15 protein-coding genes are annotated in these 21,549 nt (G+C 71.7%); 10 read left to right on the top strand and 5 right to left on the bottom strand.

All coding sequences use genetic code 11. The annotated features are described in order from the left end of the window. Window positions 1–296 precede the first annotated feature (296 nt). Window positions 297–2,765, top strand: a complete 2,469-nt coding sequence (gene uvrA / locus ACGFT2_RS04280; protein ID WP_393273877.1) for an excinuclease ABC subunit UvrA — start codon at window positions 297–299, stop codon at window positions 2,763–2,765. Between the two features lie 127 nt (window positions 2,766–2,892). Here the strand turns inward: uvrA and ACGFT2_RS04275 are convergent, their stop codons facing one another. Both ACGFT2_RS04275 and ACGFT2_RS04270 read right to left on the bottom strand, forming a co-directional pair. Then, window positions 2,893–3,456 (bottom strand): type 1 glutamine amidotransferase domain-containing protein, encoded by a 564-nt coding sequence (locus ACGFT2_RS04275; RefSeq protein ID WP_393273315.1) that lies wholly within the window; start codon window positions 3,454–3,456, stop codon window positions 2,893–2,895. A 382-nt stretch (window positions 3,457–3,838) separates the two neighbouring features. Then, entirely contained in the window at window positions 3,839–5,002 is a 1,164-nt protein-coding gene (locus ACGFT2_RS04270; protein ID WP_393273313.1) for an MFS transporter, read from the bottom strand. Between the two features lie 266 nt (window positions 5,003–5,268). Here ACGFT2_RS04270 and ACGFT2_RS04265 point away from each other — a divergent pair, with 266 nt between their 5' ends. Continuing rightward, window positions 5,269–6,159, top strand: a complete 891-nt coding sequence (locus ACGFT2_RS04265; protein ID WP_393273311.1) for a LysR family transcriptional regulator — start codon at window positions 5,269–5,271, stop codon at window positions 6,157–6,159. A 33-nt stretch (window positions 6,160–6,192) separates the two neighbouring features. On the opposite strand, the gene ACGFT2_RS04260 is transcribed toward ACGFT2_RS04265, so the two are convergent. Continuing rightward, the gene (locus tag ACGFT2_RS04260; protein WP_393273309.1) at window positions 6,193–7,974 is read right to left on the bottom strand and encodes a PucR family transcriptional regulator; all 1,782 of its coding nucleotides are present in this window, start codon (window positions 7,972–7,974) and stop codon (window positions 6,193–6,195) included. 280 nt (window positions 7,975–8,254) lie between these two features. Between ACGFT2_RS04260 and dnaK the strand changes: the two genes are divergently transcribed. The 8 genes from dnaK to ACGFT2_RS04220 are packed head-to-tail and all read left to right on the top strand — an operon-like array spanning window position 8,255 to window position 17,302. Continuing rightward, a complete protein-coding gene (dnaK, locus tag ACGFT2_RS04255) occupies window positions 8,255–10,156 on the top strand; it encodes a molecular chaperone DnaK (RefSeq protein WP_393273307.1) in 1,902 nt (633 codons plus the stop codon). A gap of 8 nt (window positions 10,157–10,164) precedes the next feature. Next, the gene (gene grpE / locus ACGFT2_RS04250; protein ID WP_393273305.1) at window positions 10,165–10,773 is read left to right on the top strand and encodes a nucleotide exchange factor GrpE; all 609 of its coding nucleotides are present in this window, start codon (window positions 10,165–10,167) and stop codon (window positions 10,771–10,773) included. Window positions 10,774–10,779: 6 nt separating this feature from the next. Continuing rightward, window positions 10,780–11,745 carry a DnaJ C-terminal domain-containing protein gene (locus ACGFT2_RS04245; protein ID WP_393273303.1) on the top strand — a complete coding sequence of 322 codons (966 nt, stop codon included), beginning with the start codon at window positions 10,780–10,782 and terminating at the stop codon, window positions 11,743–11,745. After that, window positions 11,742–12,149, top strand: coding sequence for a chaperone modulator CbpM (locus ACGFT2_RS04240; protein WP_393273302.1), 408 nt, complete (start codon window positions 11,742–11,744; stop codon window positions 12,147–12,149). The genes ACGFT2_RS04245 and ACGFT2_RS04240 overlap by 4 nt, the downstream gene beginning before the upstream one ends. Next, window positions 12,140–14,776, top strand: a complete 2,637-nt coding sequence (clpB, locus tag ACGFT2_RS04235) for an ATP-dependent chaperone ClpB (protein WP_393273300.1) — start codon at window positions 12,140–12,142, stop codon at window positions 14,774–14,776. The genes ACGFT2_RS04240 and clpB overlap by 10 nt, the downstream gene beginning before the upstream one ends. Then, window positions 14,773–15,219 (top strand): thioredoxin, encoded by a 447-nt coding sequence (gene trxA, locus ACGFT2_RS04230; RefSeq protein ID WP_393273298.1) that lies wholly within the window; start codon window positions 14,773–14,775, stop codon window positions 15,217–15,219. Before clpB ends, trxA begins: the two co-directional genes overlap by 4 nt. 5 nt (window positions 15,220–15,224) lie before the next feature. Next, window positions 15,225–15,488, top strand: coding sequence for a UBP-type zinc finger domain-containing protein (locus ACGFT2_RS04225; protein ID WP_393273296.1), 264 nt, complete (start codon window positions 15,225–15,227; stop codon window positions 15,486–15,488). Next, entirely contained in the window at window positions 15,488–17,302 is a 1,815-nt protein-coding gene (locus tag ACGFT2_RS04220; RefSeq protein ID WP_393273294.1) for an FAD-dependent oxidoreductase, read from the top strand. The genes ACGFT2_RS04225 and ACGFT2_RS04220 overlap by 1 nt, the downstream gene beginning before the upstream one ends. 254 nt (window positions 17,303–17,556) lie before the next feature. Here ACGFT2_RS04220 and ACGFT2_RS04215 read toward each other — a convergent pair whose 3' ends face one another. Next, complete coding sequence (locus ACGFT2_RS04215) at window positions 17,557–20,004, bottom strand: SpoIIE family protein phosphatase (protein WP_393273875.1); 2,448 nt, start codon at window positions 20,002–20,004, stop codon at window positions 17,557–17,559. Between the two features lie 439 nt (window positions 20,005–20,443). Then, window positions 20,444–21,514, bottom strand: a complete 1,071-nt coding sequence (locus tag ACGFT2_RS04210) for a zinc-binding dehydrogenase (protein ID WP_393273292.1) — start codon at window positions 21,512–21,514, stop codon at window positions 20,444–20,446. Window positions 21,515–21,549 lie beyond the last annotated feature (35 nt).

Here is a 21,549-nt window from a genome sequence, read left to right as displayed (position 1 = left end):
CTCGTCGGCTGCCCCGCGATCGCGAGTGCCCACAGGATGCCCCCGAGGTAACGCTGACGCCGTGTGACACGCAGGCCCCCGCCGGCAGGTGCAGGCGGTACGGTGAGGTCTCCTCGTCCTCCCCGCGCAGAGGCTGCTGCAGACAGGCTGCTGCAGACAGGGGGCAGGCGAAGGCCCCGGCCCCGGGCACTGACCGCCGCCGATCTCGACGTCTGGCGCTCGTGTGAGCGGAGCCCGGTGACGGCGCCTGTCGCGCGGTTCGCGGCGCGATCAGGTAACCAGGAACGGTGAACACGGTGAACGAGGACGCGACCGACCCCTTCGTGCATGTCCGGGGCGCCGGTGAGAACAACCTGCGGAACATCGATGTCGACGTTCCGCGGGACGCGATGGTCGCCTTCACCGGCGTCTCCGGTTCGGGCAAGTCCTCACTCGCGTTCGGCACGCTCTACGCGGAGGCCCAGCGGCGCTACTTCGAGTCCGTGGCACCGTACGCCCGAAGGCTGTTGCAGCAGGTCGGCGCACCACACGTGCAGGAAATCACCGGACTGCCACCGGCCGTGGCCCTGCAGCAGCGACGCGGATCGCCCAGCTCGCGCTCGACGGTCGGCACCATCACCACGCTGTCCAATCTGCTGCGCATGCTGTACTCCCGCGCCGGCACCTATCCGCCCCGGGCCGCACGGCTGGAAGCCGAGTCGTTCTCACCCAACACCGCGGCCGGCGCCTGCCCGGAGTGCCACGGACTCGGCGTCGTGCACGACGTCGCCGAGGACCTGCTCGTCCCGGACCCCTCGCTGAGCATCCGCGAGGGGGCGATCGCCGCCTGGCCGGGCGCCTGGCAGGGCGCCAACCTGCGCAGTGTCGTGAGCGGCCTGGGGATCGACGTCGACCGACCGTGGCGCAGGCTCAGGAAGAAGGACCGGGACTGGCTGCTGTACACGGACGAGCAGCCCTCCGTGTACATCGAGCCGGAGGAGGGCCGCGTCGACTACGGCTACCAGGGCAAGTTCTGGAGCGCCCGCAAGCACGTCATGCACGTCCTCGCCGACTCCAAGAGCGAGAAGATGCGCGAACGGGCGCTCCGGTTCGTCAGGAGTGTGCCCTGCCCCGCCTGTCACGGCAGCGGACTGCGGCCCGAGGCGCTCGCCGTGACCTTCGCCGGACGTTCCATCGCCGAGATCAACGCGATGCCGCTCACCGGGGTCGTGTCGTTGCTGCGGCCCGTCGCGGGGCGGTCCGAGGCCGACGCCACCACGTCGACCGCACGATCCGGGGAGACGACCGAGGTCGCGGTCCGGATCTGCGGCGATCTGGTTGCGCGGGTCGACGTACTGCTCGACCTAGGCCTCGGATATCTCAGCCTCGGACGCCGCTCGACGACCCTGTCGCCCGGCGAGGCGCAGCGGCTGCGGATCGCCACCCAGCTGCGCTCGGGGCTGTTCGGCGTCGTCTACGTCCTCGACGAACCCTCCGCGGGCCTGCACCCGGCTGACGCGGAACCGCTGCTGGACGTGCTGGACCGCCTCAAGGCGGCGGGCAACTCGCTGTTCGTCGTGGAGCACGACATGGACGTCGTACGGCGGGCGGACTGGGTGGTCGACATCGGCCCCGGTGCGGGCGAGGGCGGCGGACGCGTGCTGTACAGCGGCCCGGTCGCCGGTCTCGAGCGGGTCGGGGAGTCGGCCACGAGCCAGTACCTGTTCGGGCGCGCCCAGCCGCTCGACCACCGCCCGCGCACACCGCACGGCTGGCTGCACCTGCGCGGCGTCTCCCGCCACAATCTGCACGACGTGTCCGTCGACGTACCGCTCTGCGTACTGACGGCGGTGACGGGCGTGTCCGGTTCCGGGAAGTCGACGCTGGTGACGCAGGTGCTCGCCGAGGTCGTCCGCGGCCACCTCGGACTGGTACCCGAGGAGCCCGACGAGGCGCAGCTGGAGGTCGACGTCCAGGACGCGTCGGGGATCGAGTCGTTCGACCGGCTGGTCCGGGTCGACCAACGGCCCATCGGCCGGACTCCCCGCTCCAACCTGGCCACGTACACCGGGATGTTCGACGCGGTGCGCAAGCTGTACGCGGCGACGGACGAAGCCAGGGCGCGCGGCTACTCGGCCGGGCGGTTCTCCTTCAACGTGCCCGAAGGGCGGTGCGAGACCTGCCAGGGCGAAGGATTCGTCGCGGTCGAACTGCTGTTCCTGCCCGGCACCTACGCGCCGTGCCCGACCTGCGAAGGCGCCCGGTACAACGCCGAAACGCTGGAGGTCACCTACCGCGGCAAGAACATCGCGGAAGTACTGGCGCTGTCCGTCGACGCCGCCGCCGAGTTCCTGTCCGCCGTCCCGGCCGCCTCCCGCAGTCTGGAGACGTTGCGTGAGGTGGGACTGGGGTACCTGCGGCTGGGCCAGCCCGCGACGGAACTCAGCGGCGGCGAGGCGCAACGCATCAAACTGGCCACCGAACTGCAGCGAGCCCGCCGCGGGCACGCGCTCTACCTGCTCGACGAGCCGACGGCGGGGCTGCACCCCTCGGACATCGCGCTGCTGCTGCGACAGCTGCACCGGCTCGTCGACGAAGGCAACACGGTCGTCCTCGTGGAACACGACCTGGACACGGTCGCCACCGCCGACTGGGTCATCGACCTCGGTCCGGGCGGCGGCGACGCGGGCGGGCGGGTGGTCGCGGCGGGCCCGCCGGCCAAGGTGGCGAGGGCCCGCCGCAGCGCCACCGCGCCCTATCTCGCGGCCCGCCTCGCGCGCTCCTGACACCGGCGAGGGAACTGACCACCGGTCAGCCGCGTTCTGGGCGCCGGGTCGCGCGCGGCGCCGTGCTGCTGCCGGCTTGTGGCGTGTACGGCTCGCGAGGTGCCCCGTTCGGGCCCATTCCGCCGGGTCAGCCGGGCATGGGCTGGTGCGCCCGGCCGAACTGCTCCACGACGGCGGCGCAGAAGGCGGGCAGGTCGGCCGGGCCGCGGCTGGTGACCAGCTGCCCGTCGACGACCACCTCCTGGTCGGCGACGTCCGCGCCGGCGTTGCGCAGGTCGGTGCGGATGCTGGGCCAGGAGGTCAGGCGACGGCCGCGCACGGCGTCGGCTTCCGCCAGGGTCCACGGGCCGTGGCAGATCGACGCGACCGGTTTCCCGCTGGCCATGAAGTCCTTGACGAACTGGACCGCGTCGCGGTCCATGCGTAGCTGGTCGGGGTTCATGGTGCCGCCGGGCAGGAGCAGGGCGTGGTAGTCGTCGACGGAGGCGTCGGCGACCAGGCGGTCCACGGGGAAGGTTCCGGCCGCGTTGAGGTCGAACTGGCGGGCCTGGATCTCGCCGGGGTGGAGGGAGAGGATCTCGGTCTTCGCCCCTGCGCCCTGCAACGCACCGCGCGGCTGGTCGAGTTCCACGCGCTCGACGCCGTCGGTGGCCAGGATCCCCACCCGCATCCCCTGGAGTTCCTGTGTCATGGTATGGCTCCCTTCGCAGGTCGGAGTCGGACGCCGCCGCGTGAGGGCAAGTGGGGCTGTCGGGTGGGTGTCCTGTCGAGGGGAGGGTGTTGCTGCGAGCTGCTTTTCCCGAACCTCGAGACACCCGTCACGGTCGTCCCTTTTGCCTCCTCACCCGGAACGGACGGCGCCGCTCGTACCCGCCCGCGCCGCCATCGGCTGCTCCCCGGACGAGGTTCGCAGAGCCCCCTGCCGAGCGCCTCCGCACTGCAGGCCGAAAAAGGACACCGCCTCTTCCCCTGGCAGAGCAGCATGAAGCGCGTAGGCATTCCTCGGCCGGCCGTCCGCGCGAGGCGGCACGGCGTTGCGACCCCGCCCCGCACAGAGCGCCACCCCGGCGACTCTAGAGCGCGCCGGGACGGGGTGCGCGTTCGCGCGACGCGACGGCGACCGACACGACGGCGCCGCAGGAGAGGACCGCCGCGAAGCCGATCATCGCGGTCTGCACGGCGAAGTGCCGCAGGGCGATGCCGAACAGGACGGACGGCAGGCCCATTCCCAGGTACGCGACGACGAAGAACACGGCGAGGACCCCCGCGCGTGAGGCGGGCGCGGCAACGGAGACGGCACGTTCGAGGCCTCCCTTGAACAGCAGCCCGGAACCGGCTCCCGACAGGGACACGGCGACCAGGTAGAGCCAGAGCGCCGGGTGGTAGAGGGCGACGGCGCACAGGACCAGGCCGACCGGGAAGACCACCGCCCCCACGGTCAGGACCCGGGGCAGTGGGAGGCGGCCCAGCACCAGCTGGGCGGCCGCCGCGGCACCGAACATGAGGAAGGCCGCCAGGCCGACCACGAGGTGCGAGTCGGTGTGCAGGGTGCCGTGGAGCACGCTCGCCCCGAGGGAGGAGATCAGGCCGAGGATCGCGAAGGCGAACGCGCCCAGCGCGCCGGCCGCGCAGAAAGTCCGCCGGCCGCCGGGGCGCAGGACGAACCTGCTGGGCGGTTCGGCCACGGGCAGCTCCAGGTCCACGGTCTCCGGGGTGGACAAGACCAGCGCCAGGCACACGGCCATGGCGAGCGTGAAGATCGCCTGGCTGGTGATCAAGGGCGTGGGAAGCCACTCGGCGGCGGCTCCGGCGACCAGGGGCCCCGAGGCCAGGCCGCCCAGGTTGGCGGCGGTGGCCACGATGCCGGGCAGCACCGAACCCGTCCGTTCCGGACGGGCCTCGTGGTGGAGGTCGTGCAGGTACGTCGTCGCGGTCGAGGCCATCAGCCCCAGTCCGACACCGTTCAGGATCCTGCCCGCGATCAGCCCCGGCAGATCCCGCCACACGATCAGTACGACCGACGCGACGATGCCGACCAGCAGCGCCGGGACGATGACGCGTCGCCGGCCGAGCCGGTCCGACAGGTGGCCCAGTCCCAGAAAGGCGGCCGCTGCGCCCACGACCATCGAGGCGTACGCCACCGTGACCGTGGTCGCACCGAAGTGGTCCCGGGCCTCGTACAGCGGCCACAGCGGGGTCGGCGCGGTGCCGAAGGCCATCAGCACGGTGTAGGCCACCGCCACGAACCAGAAGCCGGTCGTGTGCGAGGCACGGCGCCGGGCGGGGGCGCGGGGCGGCAGGGCGGCGGGAGCGGGTGCTGGGAGCCGGATGGTCGGGTCGTCGGGAGCGTCGGCTGGGGGACGGCTCAGCGGCGTCGGAACGGCAGGCAGGGGTACCCCTCCTCGGGCGGAAGTGGATGACGCTTTCCATCCTCCTCACCAGCCGGGATCAGTACCAACGAATGTTTTTGCTGGGCTTGAGCAGTGCGAGTGATACTTCTCGGGTGGAGCTACGTCAGCTGGAGCACTTCATCGCGGTCGCCGAGGAGCTGAGTTTCACGCGTGCCGCCCGTCGGCTGCACGTGGTGCAGTCCGGGGTGTCCGCCGCGATCCGCTCCCTGGAGCGCGAGCTCGGCTGTGCCCTGTTCGAGCGCACGTCGCAGCAGGTCCGGCTCACCGGGGCGGGCGCGGCGCTGCTGCCGGAGGCCCGGGCCACCCTGCACGCCGCCCAGGCGGCCCAGGACGCCGTGCGCGCCGCACAGGACACGCTGCGCGGCACGGTGAATGTGGGCGCCATGGCCTCGGTCGAGGTGGTGGACCTGCCTGCGCTCCTCGGGCGGCTGCACGCGCGGCATCCGGCGATCGACGTGCGGCTGCGGCTGGCGACGACCGGATCGGCGGGACTGGCGCACGCGCTTCTCAGCGGCGACCTGGACGTGGCCTTCCTGTCGCTGCCCGAACGCAAGCCCGCCGGGATCGACGCACGGGAGCTGGCCACCGTGCCGCTCGTCCTGGTGGTGAGCGCCGCCCATCCGCTCGCGCAGCGGGGAAAGGTGGCACTTGCGGACCTCGCGGGGGAACCCTTCGTGGACTTCCCGCCGGGCTACGGCAATCGCGAGGTGGTCGACCGGGCGTTCGCGGCGGCGGGCGTCGTACGCCGGGTGGCACTGGAGGTGCCCGACATCGACATGGGGGCGGCACTGGTCCGGCACGGTCTGGGCATCGCCTTCCTGCCCGCGTTCGCCGTCGCCCGCACCCCCGGCCTGCACGTCCTGGACGTCCTGGACACCGTGCTCCGCTGGAGCATGCATCTCGGCACGTCGTCGACCCGGCGGCCCAGCTCGGCTCTGCGGGCGCTGCTCGACCTGGTCGACCTCCACGTCCTCGCCCTGTGACGCCCGGGCCGCGCCCCGGACGTCACCCGGACATCAGCCCGGTCCGCCCAGCACGATCTTCCACACTCGGGTCGCCACCTGGAGGTTCAGCCGGTCCTCGACGTTCGCGAGGTCGTGGCCGCTGATGTCGCGGATGCGCTGGAGCCGATAGCGCAGCGTGCTGCGGTGGATCGCGAGGGAGTCCGCGGTCTCGTCGTAGTTGCCGCCGCAGTCGAAGTACCGGGACAGGGTCTCCACCATGGCCGCGCGGTGCCGGGAGTCGTAGTCGATGAGCTGCCCGAGCCACTCGTCGACGAACGTCTCCAGTTCCCGGTAGTCGTTGCCGGGTCCCAGGATGCGGTAGAGGCCGAGCTCGTCGAAGAACGTCGTGCCATAGCGCTCGCGGGAGTGGCGGCGTACGTCCAGGGCGCGCTGCGCCTCCTGGTAGTGGTGGGGGATGTCGTTCAGGGAGTCGGAAGGGGCGCTCACCCCGATCGTCCCGGACCGTGTTCCGGTCTCCCGGGCGAGCGCCTCGTACAGCGCGCGGGCGTGCGGCCTCTCGTCGGCGATGAGGACGACGTGGTCGGAGCGGCGGGTCAGCAGCGAGCGCATGCCCACGGCAGAGGCCGCCCGCCCCACGGTCCGTGCGAAGGAGTCGTCGGGGGCCCGGTTCGACCACCGCACCACGACGATGTAGTGGCTGCGGTGCAGGTCGTGCCCGACTGCCTCGGACCGGGCGTAGGCACTCGGCTCGTCCGTCCCCGCCAGGAGGTCGTCGGCCAGCTCGCGGTGCAGCCTCAGCTCCGTTTCGGCCAGAATGCGCAGGTGCGTCATTTCCAGGGCGAGCGACGCGGCTGCGTGTTCCAGCGCGAGCACGGTGTGCTCGTCGGCCTCCTCCCGGGCATCGACCAGGGCCAGCACGCCCAGGATCTCGCCGTGCGGGCGGATCAGGGTGATCAGCCGGCCCCTTATCCGCACCGGCCCGGTCTCTCTGGCGACGGCGTGCAGCATTTCGTCCTGGCGTACGGGGTCCGGTTCGGGATAGGGGATGGGGCGGCTGGGGCCGGTCCAGGACCTCAGCCGACCGAAGCGGTCCTCGACCAGCGCGGGAAGTCCGGTGAGCCCGTGCAGTGCGCGGGTGACGGCTTCGTCGCCGCCGCCCGAGGCGGCGACGTCGGCCATGAGGGCGTGGACGGCTCGCTCGTAGCCCAGCTCAGCCACCACGGAGATCAGCTGCCGCTGGAGGGCTGTGCGTTCCTCCCTGAGCCGGTGCAGCTCCAGCGCGTCCTCGCGCTGGCGGCGGTGTGCGAGGGCGACCGACAGCGCAGCAGTGGTGTGCCGGACGAGCAGGGCGAGCAGGGATCGCTGGGCCTCGGTGGGCCGGGAGCGGGACGTGACCACGAGGTAGCCGTAAAGTCCCCCGGGGCCGCGTAGCCCCAGGGCCCGGCCCCAGGGCCTGCCGGCCACGGTCACGTTGCCGTCCCGCCCGGCCAGCTCCCGCACCCTCCGGCCCACGGCCAGGGCATGCGGCCGCCTGTTCCTCGGGCTGGGGACCAGGTCGCCGCCCACCTTGAGGTATCCGGCCTCGGCGCGGTATGGCCCCGCGGCGACGATGTGGTCCATGGCCAGGCCCAGGATCTCACCTTCGTCCGGAGCGTCGAACAGGGCGCGGGAGAGCGCGACCAGTTCGTGGTGGGCCCGGTCGGCCGGGGGGCGAGCGGTCAGGCGGGGCCCCCGGCGCGCGGCCGTGGGGTGCCGCCCGACGCTGCCCCGCGGAAGGCTGCCCCTCCGGTCGGAGTAGCGGTGGGACAGGCCGTACGCCCGACTGCCGACCATGGGATCACTCCGTCCTTTCGGAGGCGAGCGGCTTTCGCGTACCCGCTCCCGGGCCGGCTACCCGAGACGTGTGGGTTCTTCGTCTCGTACCCGTGGGGCGACCGGGCCCCCGGATTCCTGACTTGCCAGGCGCAGGCGTGGAGCCACCCGGTTCGTCACCCTGGGGAGTGCTCGAGACCCTCCGCGCGCACCGGTGGGAAACCGGCGGAGATCCCAACCTCTACCTGAACGAACGTGATCCGGAGAGTCGACGCAGGCGCCGCACCGGGAGGAGTTCCTCATGGCCAAGGCAGTGGGCATCGACCTGGGCACCACCAACTCGGTGATCGCCGTGTGGGAGGGCGGCGAGCCGTCCGTCGTGCCCAACAGCGAGGGCAACCGCACGACACCGTCCGTGGTGGCCTTCACCGACACCGGGGAACGTCTGGTGGGCCAGCTGGCCCGGCGCCAGGCGATCCTCAACCCCAAGGGCACCATCTACTCGGCCAAGCGGTTCATCGGCCGGCACTTCGACGAGATCTCCGACGAGGCCAGGGCGGTGGCGTACGACGTCGTCGAGGGCGACGGAGGGGCGGCCCGCTTCAAGGTGCGGGACAAGCTGTACGCGCCTGAGGAGATCAGCGCACAGGTGCTGCGCAAACTCGCCGACGACGCGTCCAAGCAGCTGGGGGAGCGGGTCACGGAGGCGGTCATCACGGTGCCCGCCTACTTCAACGACGCTCAGCGCACCGCCACCAAGGACGCCGGACGGATCGCCGGACTGGAGGTGCTGCGGATCATCAACGAGCCGACGGCGGCCGCCCTCGCGTACGGCATGGACAAGAAGGAGCACGAGACCGTCCTCGTCTTCGACCTGGGCGGCGGCACCTTCGACGTGAGCATCCTCGACGTCGGCGACGGCGTGGTGGAGGTGCGCTCCACCGCCGGTGACAGCCACCTGGGCGGCGACGACTTCGACCGGCGTCTGGTGGACTACCTGGCGGACGACTTCCAGAAGGAGAACGGCATCGACCTGCGCAAGGACCCGCAGGCGCTGCAGCGACTGTTCGAGGCGGCGGAGAAGGCCAAGACCGAGCTCAGCTCGGTGACGCAGACGCAGGTCAGCCTGCCGTTCATCACCGCCGACGCCTCGGGCCCCAAGCACCTCACCGACTCGATCATGCGGTCCACGTTCGAGCAGATCACCGCCGACCTGGTGGAGCGTTGCCTGGGACCGGTCCAGCAGGCCATGGCCGACGCCAAGGTCGGCGAGAGCGACATCGACGAGGTCATCCTCGTCGGCGGTTCCACCCGCATCCCCGCCGTCCAGGGTCTGGTCCGCCGGCTGACCGGCGGCAAGGATCCCAACATGAGCGTCAACCCCGACGAGGTCGTGGCCCTGGGCGCCGCGATCCAGGCCGGGGTGCTCAAGGGCGAGGTCAAGGACGTCCTGCTGCTCGACGTCACACCCTTGTCGCTGGGCGTGGAGACGCGCGGCGGAGTGATGACGAAGATCATCGAACGAAACACCACCATCCCCGTGCGCCGCAGCGAGACCTTCTCCACCGCCGAGGACAACCAGCCGGCCGTCGATGTGGTGGTCCTCCAGGGCGAGCGCGAGCGGGCCGCCGACAACCGGGTGCTGGGCCGGTTCCAGCTCACCGACATACGGCCGGCACCGCGGGGCGAACCGCAGATCGAGGTCACCTTCGACATCGACGCCAACGGCATCCTCAACGTCAAGGCCCGCGACCGGGACACCGGCAAGGAACAGGGCATCACCATCAGCGAGAGCTCCAACCTGGACCGCGGTGAGGTCGAACGCATGGTCCAGGAGGCCGAGCGCAACCAGGGCCAGGACCAGGCACTCCGCGAGGCCGTCGACGCCCGCAACGAACTCGACGCCGTCGCGTACCAGGTCGAGAAGCGCCTCGCCGAACTGGGTGACGCGGCGCCCGCGCACGAGAAGGCACGCGCCGAAATGCTCGTGTCCGACGCCCGGGCGGCGGTCAAGGAGGAGGCGGGCGTGGAGCGCGTGCGGCCTCTGACCTCCGAACTCCAGCAGGTGCTCGCCGGGCTGGCGGCCCATCAGGGCGCCGCCGCCCCAGGGGGCGGTCCCGGCCAGGACACCGCCACCGGCGGTCCCACGAGTGGCGGTGGCGGTGACGATGATGTCATCGACGCCGAGTTCGACAAGAGCTGAGGCGCGAGATGCCCACCCACCCCCAGGAGCCCGACCGGGCCGCGTCGGATCCGGGCGTACGGGCCCCGGAAGGCGCCGGACCTCCTCCTCGCGAGGATCTGCCCCAGCCGGGCCCGTCCCGGCCCGAAGCGGCGAACGGCGAACCGGGACCCGATGCCGCCGGCCCCGCGCCTGCCGAGAACGAGTACACGACCGCGATCCGGGAACTGGAGGACCGCTGGCGGCGCGCGCTCGCCGACCTCGACAACCTTCGCAAGCGTCATGCCAGGGAACAGGAGCGCGAACGGGCGGTCGAGCGGTCCCGCACGGCGGCCGCCTTCCTGCCCGTCCTCGACAACCTCGAACTCGCCCTGACCCACGCCGGCGCCGATCCGGGCGCGATCGTCGAGGGCGTCCGGGCCGTACGCGACCAGGCGGTGAACGTCCTCGAACTGCTCGGCTACCCGCGGCATGCGGAGACCGGCGTCGCCTTCGACCCGGCCCGGCACGAGGTGGTCGGCGTCGTCCAGGACCCGGACGCCCCGCCGGGCACCGTCGTCGAGGTGCTGCGCCCCGGCTACGGGGACGGCGAACGGCAGCTCAGGCCCGCCGCCGTGACGGTCGCGAAGCGGGAGTGACCGGTCATGGCACGGGACTTCTACGAGGTGCTGGGCGTGTCGCGGACCGCGAGCCAGGACGAGATCCAGCAGGCATATCGCAAACTCGCCCGCAGGTACCACCCGGACGTCAACAAGGACCCCGAGGCGGAGGAGCGTTTCAAGGACCTCAACGAGGCGCACAGCGTCCTGTCCGACCCCAAGACCCGGGCCCGCTACGACCGCTTCGGCGAGGACTTCCGCAAGATCCCGGAGGACTTCGACGAACGGGTCGCGGCCCGAGCGGGCGGTGGCTTCCGCGGCCGGAGGCCCGCAGGCGCGGGCGGTCCTCGCGTCCGGTACGCCACCGGCTTCGGTGACGGCTTCGGCGACGGCTTCGGCGCGGAGGGCATCGACATCGAGGACCTGCTCGGCTCCATGTTCGGAGCCGGCGCCGCCCGAGGCGGAGTCCCCGGAGCGGACCAGGAGGCCGAACTGCCGCTCACCGTCGAGGAGGCGTACCGAGGCGGCCGTCGCACCGTCACGCTCGCCGGTCCCACCGGGCAGCCGCGGCGGTACGAGGTCGACGTGCCGCCGGGCGTCACCGACGGACAGCGCATCCGGCTGGCGGGTGAGGGCGGCCAGGGCAGTGGTGACGCCGCCGCCGGCGACCTGTACCTGCGGGTGCGTGTCCAGCCCCACCCCCGGTTCCGGCTGGACGGCCGTGACGTGTACGTCCAGGTTCCGGTCGCCCCGTGGGAGGCGGCCCTGGGTGCGACCGTGCCGGTGCCCACGCCCGGCGGCGGCACGGCGAAGGTCACGGTGCCGGCGGGCTCGTCCAGCGGCCGGCGGCTGCGGCTGCGCGGCGAGGGCATGCCTAACCCGCGCGGCGCGAACGGCGACCTGTACGCCGAACTTCGCGTCATGGTGCCGCCCGTCCTCGGCGACCGGGAGCGCGAACTGTTCGAGGAGCTCGCCGCCACTTCCTCGTTCGACCCCAGGAGGACGCCATGAACGACCGACCCGCGGGAGCGGGGGGCATCGGCCGGGCCGGCGTGGGCGACCGTCCGGTACGAACGGACGCCGACATCACCGCCTCGACGGCTGTCCGGTACGCGCTCGTCCCCGTCCCCAGGCTCTCCCTGGCCGCCGTGGCCCTTCGCTCGGGCCTCCACCCCGATGTGATCAGCCGGTTCGTCGCCCTCGGCCTGGTCGAGGCCGAACGCGACGCCGCGGGGCGACTGGTGTTCGACCCCACGGCCCCGGCGGTTCTCGCCCGTATCCAGCGGCTGCGCACCGGGCTCTGCCTCAACTACGCATCCATCGGCCTGGTGCTCGACCTGCTCGACCGCATCAGCCTGCTCGAAGCCGCCCTGCGCGGCCGCGGCACGAGGAGTGAAACACCCCCATGGACATGAACCGTCTCACCCAGAAGTCCCAGGAAGCCCTCCAGGAGGCCCAGAGCGCGGCCGTCCGCATGGGGCACACCGAGGTCGACGGGGAACACCTGCTGCTCGCGCTTGTCGATCAGGAGGACGGTCTGATCCCACGGTTGCTGCAACAGGCCGGCCCCGAGCCGAAGGAGCTGCGCGCGGCCGTGCGCGAGGAACTCTCCCACCGCCCGAAGGTCACCGGCCCCGGCGCGGCACCCGGCCAGGTCTTCGTCACCCAGCGCCTGTCCCGCCTGCTCGATGCCGCCGAGCGGGAGGCCAAACGCCTCAAGGACGAGTACGTGTCCGTGGAGCACCTCCTGCTCGCCCTGGCCGAGGAGGGCTCGGCGACCGCCGCCGGACGCCTGCTCAAGGAGCACGGTGTGACCCGGGATTCGTTCCTGAGCGCGCTCACCCAGGTCCGCGGCAACCAGCGTGTCACCTCCGCCAACCCCGAAGTGGCCTATGAGGCTCTGGAGAAGTACGGCCGCGACCTGGTCCTCGAGGCTCGGTCCGGGCGGCTGGACCCGGTCATCGGCCGTGACGCGGAGATCCGCCGCGTCACCCAGATACTCAGCCGCAAGACCAAGAACAACCCCGTCCTCATCGGTGATCCCGGCGTCGGCAAGACCGCCATCGTCGAGGGCCTGGCCCAGCGCATCGTTCGCGGCGACGTCCCCGAGGGCCTGCGCGACAAGACGGTGTTCGCTCTCGACATGGGCTCTCTGGTCGCCGGCGCCAAGTACCGCGGCGAGTTCGAGGAACGCCTCAAGGCCGTGCTGTCCGAGGTGAAGGCCGCCCAGGGGCGCATCCTGCTCTTCGTCGACGAACTCCACACCGTCGTAGGCGCGGGTGCCGCCGAAGGGGCCATGGACGCGGGCAACATGCTCAAGCCGATGCTCGCCCGCGGCGAACTCCACATGATCGGCGCCACCACCCTCGACGAGTACCGCAAGCACATCGAGAAGGACGCCGCCCTCGAACGCCGCTTCCAGCAGGTCCTGGTCGACGAACCGAGCGTGGAGGACACGATCTCCATCCTGCGCGGACTGCGCGAACGCCTGGAGGTCTTCCACGGCGTGAAGATCCAGGACACCGCACTGGTCTCCGCGGCCACCCTCAGCCACCGCTACATCACCGACCGGTTCCTGCCCGACAAGGCCATCGACCTCGTCGACGAGGCGTGCGCCCGGCTGCGTACCGAGATCGACTCCATGCCCGCCGAACTCGACGAGATCACCCGCCGCGTCACCCGCCTGGAGATCGAGGAGGCGGCCCTGTCCAAGGAGACCGACGCCGCCAGCAGAACCCGCCTGGAGGAACTGCGCAGGGAACTGGCCGACCTGCGCGGCGAGGCCGACGCCAAGCACGCCCAGTGGGAGGCCGAGCGGCAGGCCATCCGCCGCGTGCAGGAGCTACGCCAGGAACTGGAGCAGGTCCGCCTTGAGGCGGAGGAGGCCGAACGCGCCTACGACCTCAACCGCGCCGCCGAACTCCGCTACGGCCGCCTCCAGGACCTGGAGCGCCGGCTGAAGGCCGAGGAGGAGCAACTGGCCGCCAAGCAAGGGCAGAACCGGCTGCTGCGCGAGGTCGTCACCGAGGAGGAGATCGCCGAGATCGTCGCCGCCTGGACCGGCATCCCCGTCGCCCGCCTCCAGGAGGGTGAACGCGAGAAACTGCTGCGCCTCGACGAGATCCTGCGCGAGCGCGTCATCGGCCAGGACGAGGCCGTGAAACTCGTCGCCGACGCCATCATCCGCGCCCGCTCCGGCATCCGCGACCCGCGCCGCCCCATCGGCTCGTTCATCTTCCTCGGCCCCACCGGCGTCGGGAAGACCGAGCTGGCCAAGACCCTCGCGGCGGCCCTGTTCGACTCCGAGGAGAACATGGTCCGCCTCGACATGAGTGAGTACCAGGAGCGGCACACCGTCAGCCGGCTCATGGGCGCACCACCCGGATACGTCGGCTACGAGGAAGGGGGCCAGCTCACCGAGGCCGTACGCCGCAAGCCGTACTCGGTCGTGCTGTTCGACGAGATCGAGAAGGCGCACACCGATGTCTTCAACACCCTGCTGCAGGTCCTCGACGACGGCCGCATCACCGACTCCCAGGGCCGCACCGTCGACTTCCGCAACACCGTGATCATCATGACGTCCAACATCGGCTCCGAGCACCTCCTCGACGGCGCCACCGCCGAGGGCGAGATCAAGCCGGACGCCCGCGCCCTGGTGATGGGCGAGCTGCGCGGGCACTTCCGCCCGGAGTTCCTCAACCGCGTCGACGACATCGTGCTGTTCAAACCGCTCGGCGAGCGGCAGATCGAGCGGATCGTGGACCTGCAGTTCGACGAGCTGCGCCGCCGGCTCGCCGAACGCCGTATCACCGTCGAACTCACCGAAGCAGCCCGGGAGTTGATCGCCCACCAGGGTTACGACCCGGTGTACGGGGCCCGGCCGCTGCGCCGCTACATCTCCCACGAGGTCGAGACGATGGTCGGGCGCGCCCTGCTGCGCGGTGACGTCCAGGACGGCGCGACGGTCCGCGTCGACGCCGAGGCGGGGGAACTGGTGGTCACCTACGACCAGCCCGAGGACGTGAAGGGACGGGCCGCATGAGCACGATGCAGGTGACGACCGTCAGTTGTCCGAACTGCGGGCGCACCAACCGGGTGCCCGTGGCCGCGGAGGGCAGGCCCAAGTGCGGCCACTGCAAGCAGCCCCTTCCGTGGATGGTGGACGCGGGCGACGACGACTTCACCGAGGTCGCCGAGCGGGCCGATGTCCCCGTCGTGGTCGACCTGTGGGCCACCTGGTGCGGCCCCTGCCGCATGGTCAGCCCCGCACTGGAGAAGGTCGCCACCGATCTCGCCGGCCGAATCAAACTCGTCAAGGTCGACGTCGACAAGAACCCGCGACTGTCGCAGCGTTTCGAGGTCCAGGCCGTACCGACACTGCTGATCCTCGACCGGGGCGAGACGGTCGCCCGGCAGGCGGGGGCGGCGCCCGCCCCCGCTCTTCGCCGGTGGGTGGAACAGTCGATCACCGCCCGGGAAGGGTGATCCGGATGACCCTGCATGCAGACCCCCACCTCTCGCTTGTCCGGCCGGTCCGGCCGCTGACCCCGGAAGGGTGTCAGGAGTGCCTGATGCTCGGCTCCCCGTGGGTCCACCTGAGGCTCTGCCTGACCTGCGGGCACGTCGGCTGCTGCGACTCCTCGCCGAACAAGCACGCGCGCAGGCACGCGGCCGCCGTCGCCCATCCGATCGTGCAGTCGTTCCAGCCCGGCGAGGAATGGCGCTGGTGCTACGTTCACGAGGCGTTCGTCTGATGTCCGGCGACCAGTCGCTGCCGGGCGAAGAACCGGTGCCGGAGAAGGCGGACGAGGCCGCCCTCTGGGAGACCCCGGACATCTACGGCGCGTATCCGCGCCTCACGGAGGACCAGATAGCACGTCTGGCGGAGCACGGGCAACGCCGGAACACGGCTGCGAACGACGTGCTGATCCGTGAGGGGGAGCGCTGCGAGACGTTCTTCGTCGTCCTCAGCGGTACCGTCGCCGTCGTCGAGGACCACGGCACTCCCGAGGAGCACGTGCTGCGCGTGCACGGCCCCGGTCGCTTCATCGGCGAACTCGGCCTGCTGTACGGACAGGTGGCCTTCTACACCGCTGTCGCCAGGGAGCCGGGCGAGGTCCTCGTCGTCCCCTTGGACCGGTTGCGCCACCTGGTGTCCCAGGACTCCACCATCGGGGACATCGTGCTGCGCGCCTGTCTGTGCCGTCGCGCGCTGCTCGTCGGACAGGGCGCCGGCTTCCGCATCATCGGCTCGCGCTACTCGCCCGACACCAGACGGCTGCGCGAGTTCGCCGTCCGCAACCGGCTGCCGCACCGCTGGATCGACCTGGAGACCGACGAGGAGGCCGAGGAGCTGCTGCGCCGCTTCGGCGTCGGCCCGGCGGAGACACCACTCGTCATCTGGCGGGACACCACCCTGTTGCGCAACCCCAGCAACGCGGAACTGGCCCGGCTCATCGGCATGCCGTCACTACCCGCCGGAAACCGCCACGGCGACGTCCTCATCGTAGGCTCCGGACCCGCCGGCCTCGCTGCCGCGGTGTACGCCGCCTCCGAGGGCCTGAGCACCACGGTGGTGGAGGCGATGGCCACCGGCGGCCAGGCCGGCACGTCGTCCCGCATCGAGAATCTGCTCGGCTTCCCATCCGGCATCTCCGGCGCCGAACTCACCGAACGCGCCGTGCTCCAGGCCGACAAGTTCGGCGCCGGGATCAGCCTGCCGCTGGAGGCGACCGGTCTCCATCCCAAGGACGAGGACCACTACGTGGTGGCGTTCGCCGACGGCAGCGAGATCGCCGCCCGCGCCGTCGTCCTGGCCATGGGTGCCCGCTACCGCCGGCTCCGGGTGCCCGGCATCGAACGCCTGGAGGGAACGAGCGTGCACTACTCGGCGACCGTCTACGAGGCCCAGCAGTGCCGCACCGACCCGGTGGCCGTCGTCGGCGGAGGCAACTCGGCGGGCCAGGCGGTGCTGTTCCTCGCCGGGTACGCGCCGAAGGTGTACCTGCTGGTCCGAGGAGCCGGCCTTGCGGCCAACATGTCCCGCTACCTGGTCGACCAGGTCGAGCGCCATCCGCGGGTGGAGGTCATGCTGCACACCGAGGTCACCGAGGTCATCGGCCGGCAAGTGCTGGAGGAGCTCGACGTGGTCGACAACCGCACGGGCGGGCACCGCCGGCTCGCGGTGCGGAGCCTGTTCGTCTTCACCGGCGCCGAACCTCACACCGAGTGGCTCGCCGGCACCATCGCCCTCGACTCCCGCGGCTTCGTCCTCACCGGGCCGGAGGCCCAGGAAGCCTGCGCCGACCCCGAGGTGTGGCACGGCCGCGGGCGCCCGTGCATGACCCTGGAGGCCAGCCTGCCCGGGGTCTTCGCGGTGGGGGACGTCCGTAGCGGCTCGGTGAAGCGGGTGGCCTCCGCGGCCGGTGAGGGCGCGATGGCCATCCACTTCGTGCACCGGCACCTGGGGCACTCGGCCGTACCCGGCACCACGGGCACGTCAGCTGCCGCGGGCCACTCGGACGTCTCCCCACGCATACGTCACAAGGAGTCCGCATGGCTCGCATGACGAAGGGCGGACGATGCGGTCCGTCCTGAAGATCGCCGACCGCACCGCCCGCCGCCGGGAGTAGGAGCGCGCCGCAGCCCGCCGTGACCGTCCGGGCACCGGAGCGTGCGGAGGCCGAGTCGGTCGGGCACGATGTCGGTGCCGGGGAGGCGGGCCGGGGCTTTCGCGACGGCCGGCCCTCGATCGGCCTCTTCGGCGAGTCGAGGCCCGTGGTTCAGGGACGCGACGGGGCACGGCGAGTGCCGCCGAAGTCGTCATGACGCGTTCGGTGCCGCGCTGGTGGCAGACGGCCTGGGCGGAGCCGTACCGGCGAACGGCAGGTGCTGTTCCGCCCAGATGGTTTTGCCGGATTGGTCGTAGCGGCTGTCCCAGCGTGCGGTGAGTTGGGCGACGAGGAACAGGCCGCGGCCGCCCTCGTCGGCCCAGCGGGCCCTGCGCAGGCGTGGCTGGGTGTTGCTGGGATCGGTGACCTCGCAGATCAGGACGTGGTCGTGGATCAGGCGCAGGCCGACGGGGCCGCCGGCGTAGCGGACGGCGTTGGTGACCAGCTCGCTGACCACCAGTTCGGTGGCGACGGCGAGATCGTCCAGTCCCCAGACGGTGAGCTGACGGAGGGCGGCCTTGCGGGCGTCGGCGACGATGGCGGGGTCGGCCGGGAATTCCCATGCGGCGGTGGCGTGGGGTGGCAGGATGCGGGTGCGGGCCAGGAGCAGGGCGATGTCATCGTGTCGAGGAGGGTCGGCGGCGTCGGCGAGCAGAGCGCGTCCGGTCTCCGTCAGGGGACGGTCCGGGCGGCACTGCGCTGCCAGTTCATCCATCAGATGCCGCAGGCCGGTGTCCGCGTCGTGGTCGGCGCGTTCGATCAGCCCGTCTGTGTACAGGGCCAGGATGCTGCCGGGGGCCATGTCGATCGTGGTGGTTTCGAAGGGCATGCCTCCGACGCCCAGTGGTGGCCCTGGGGAAAGCTCCTGAAGGATGCGGGGAATGCCGTCGGGCTGCACCACGATGGGGGGCGGGTGACCGGCGGAGGCCAGTGTGCAGCGGCCGGTGACGGGGTCGTAGAGGGCGTACAGGCACGTGGCGCCGATCGTGTCCTGGTGTTCGGGGCCGGCCTCGGTGGCGAGCCGGCCGACCAGGTCGTCCAGGTGGGTGAGGAGCTCGGTGGGATCGAGTTCCAGGTCGGCCAGGGTCTGGATGGCGGCGCGCAGTCGGCCCATGGTGGCGGTGGCCGGCAGACCGTGGCCGATGACGTCGCCGACGACGAAGGCGCATCTCAGTGAGGGCAGAGGGATCACATCGAACCAGTCGCCGCTGATCTCGGCGCCGCCCCCGGCGGGCAGGTACGCCCCGGCTGTGTCGGCCGCCGGGGAGTCGGTGGTGGCCCGCGGGAGCAGGCGCTGCTGAAGGGCCACGGACGCGCGGTGCTCGCGGGTGTAGCGGCGGGCGTTGTCCACGCTCAGCGCGGCCCGGGAGGCCATCTCGCCCAGCAGGTCCGCGTCCTGCTGGTCGAAGTGCTCCTGCTGCTCGGTGCGCCAGACGTCGATGTAGCCGAGTGCGAGGCCGCGCGCGACCAACGCGGCGGAGACCATCGAGTGCCCACCCTCGGGGGTGGCTCCGCGGAGGATCTCCGGGGCCCCGAAAGCCTCGACATAGCCCGCCCGGTCGGCGACGACGGCCTCGCCGCGCTGATAGCTCCGCAAGAGAGGGTGGTCCGGCCACGGGGGGACCGTGTCGCCGGGCTGGAGGAGCGCCGCCGGCCAGGACCCGGCGGCGGAGGCAACCGCGGCCAAGCGCAGGTGCAACTGTCCCCCACCGAGGATCTTGGGGGGCTCATCCCCTTCGAGCACGGCCTCGGCGAGGGCGACCGAGGCCAAATCTCCGAAAGCCGGGACGAGGACGTCCACGATGTCCCGCGCGGTGCGCTCGACGTCGAGGGAGGCGCCGATGCGGACCGAGGCCTGGTAGCGCAGCTCCATGTCTCGGCGGGCCCGCTGCCGGCCGGTGGCATCCGTGCAGAGCGCGGCTACTCCGCTCGCGCGCCCCTCGGCATCCTGCAGCCGGAGGGCGGAAAGCAGGAAGGACCACCGGCGGTCGGGAACCTGCGGCGACCTCATCCGCTGCTCGTGCACGACCAGCGGCACGCCCGTAGCGAGTACCTGTCGCAGTGCCGCCTCGGCGTTCTCGGCGTCCGGCGGGGACATCACATCCGCCAGCCGGCTGCCGACGGGCAGGCCGGGGCCGCCGAACATATCGGGGGTGATGTTGGTCCGCACAATGGTCAGGTCCGTGTCATGGATGCCGAGTCCGATCCGGTCCTGGGCGAGCAGAGCCCGCAGCAAGGCGGCACCCTGGTCCCAGTCGGTCACCCGGCCGGCGGGGGCCGCCAGCACCAGGAGTGAGGAGTGCGGCAGTGGCAGGACCTGGAAGACGACCTCGATCGCGTCACCGGAGCGGTGCCGCAACAGTGCCCGCCCCGCGTGCCCGGTCACGGTCTCGTCGGCCTCATCCCGGCGCCACCACTCGGGGGCGCCGGCGAGCAGGTCCTCGACCGGCTTCCCGCAGACCTCATCGGCCGACCGGTCCAGCAGGTCCTCTGCCGCGCGGGACCAGGTCAGCACAGTCCCCCGAGCGTCGAGCACGGCTGCCGCGATCTCGTCGAACACGGACAACCAGGCGCTGCCGCGCCGGGGGGACGACCACATCCCGCACATCTCCCAACCAACGTCCACTGCGCCCAGTATCTGTGGGTCAGCGCTTGTTCGCAGTGTTGAGGACAGCAAGCCATGGGGGTCGAGCCATCGTCGCTCCTCGTCGAGCGGTCTTTGCGCTTACGGCCATCGGGGACGATCTTGACAAATATCCGGGCGCGCGGTGATCACCCTGTGCACAGGTGAGTCGCAGTGGTACCACGAAGGAGGCGGCTCGCTCCCACAGGAGCCGGCGTGACCCAGTACCGCATGGTGGTGCGGATGACCGTCGGAGCGGCCTGACCGCATCGTTGCCCGGAGGGCGGAGGCACACTCGGGAGCCGCCGGTACCGGGTCACCGGCCGATGGTGAAAGCGGAGTCGTTCGCGGTGACCGTCACCATCTCGGGCACGCCGAGTCACCTCAGGGCGAAGGTGGCGTGCGCGGCGGGGCCTCAGGGGGTGAGCACCAGCCGGATCGGGTCGCCGATCTTCTTCTCCAGGCGGGCGACGGCGTCGGCCGCTTCGGACAAGGGGACGTGGGCGGTGATGGAGGGGGTCAGGTCGAGGCGACCGGCGGATGCCAGGCGGATGAGCTGTTCCACGTGGTCGTCGCCGGAGCCGTAGTGGCCGCGGATCTGCTGGGTCTTGAAGCAGAAGTCCAGGCTGTCGGCGACGGTGAGGGGCTCGGGGGTGAGGCCGACGAGGACGAGGACGCCTCCGGGGCCGAGTGACGCGGTGGCCTGGGTGCGGGCGGCGGCGACGCCGGCGAAGTCGAACGCGGCGTGGATGCCCTGTCCGGCGGTGGCCTCTGCGATGGCCTGGGTGAAGTCGGGTGCCGCCGGGTCGAGTGCGAGGTCGGCGCCGAAGGCGAGGGCACGTTCGCGTGCGGTGGGCAGTGGGTCGACCGCGATGATCGGAGCCGCGCCGACCAGGTGCGCGAGTCGGATGCCGTGGGCGCCGAGGCCGCCGGCGCCCCAGATGCCGACCGCCTGGGCGGGCCGGACGGTGCCCGCCTCGACGATGGCTGCGTAGGGGGTCGAGACGGCGTCGGGGATGATCGCGGCCTGGTCGAAGGGCAGGTGGTCCGGGAGCGGGACGAGGGTGTCCTCGCGGGCGAGGGCGTACTGGGCCCAGCCGCCGTCGTAGTCGACGCCACGGGTCAGTGGTCGCTGACACGTGCTGCGGCGCCGTACGCAGTCCTCGCACTCCCCGCACGCCTGCCCGGCCTGGAGGACGACCGGCTGACCGGGTGCCCAGGCGCCTCGGACGTCGGAGCCGAGGGTGTGGATGACGCCGGCGACCTCGTGGCCGAGGGTGACGGCGCCGCTCTCGCGCACGGCGTCGACGGGGAAGAACGGGCTGATGCTGCCGTCGATCAGGTGCACGTCGGACAGGCAGACCCCGGCGGCGCGTACCTCGACCAGTACCTCTCCGGGGCCGGGGACGGGTACGGGGACCTCTTCGACGGCGAAGGTGAGGGTGTCCAGGTGGAGCCGTCCGGCGAGCATCGTGCTCGTGGTCATGGCGGGGACCTCGATTCGTGGAGGCGGTGACTGTG

It is taken from the genome of Streptomyces sp. NPDC048514 (genome assembly GCF_043199955.1).
Lineage (GTDB): Bacteria > Actinomycetota > Actinomycetes > Streptomycetales > Streptomycetaceae > Streptomyces.
The sequence above is the reverse complement of the archived record's forward strand: the minus strand, read 5'-3'. Positions and strand labels throughout refer to the sequence as shown.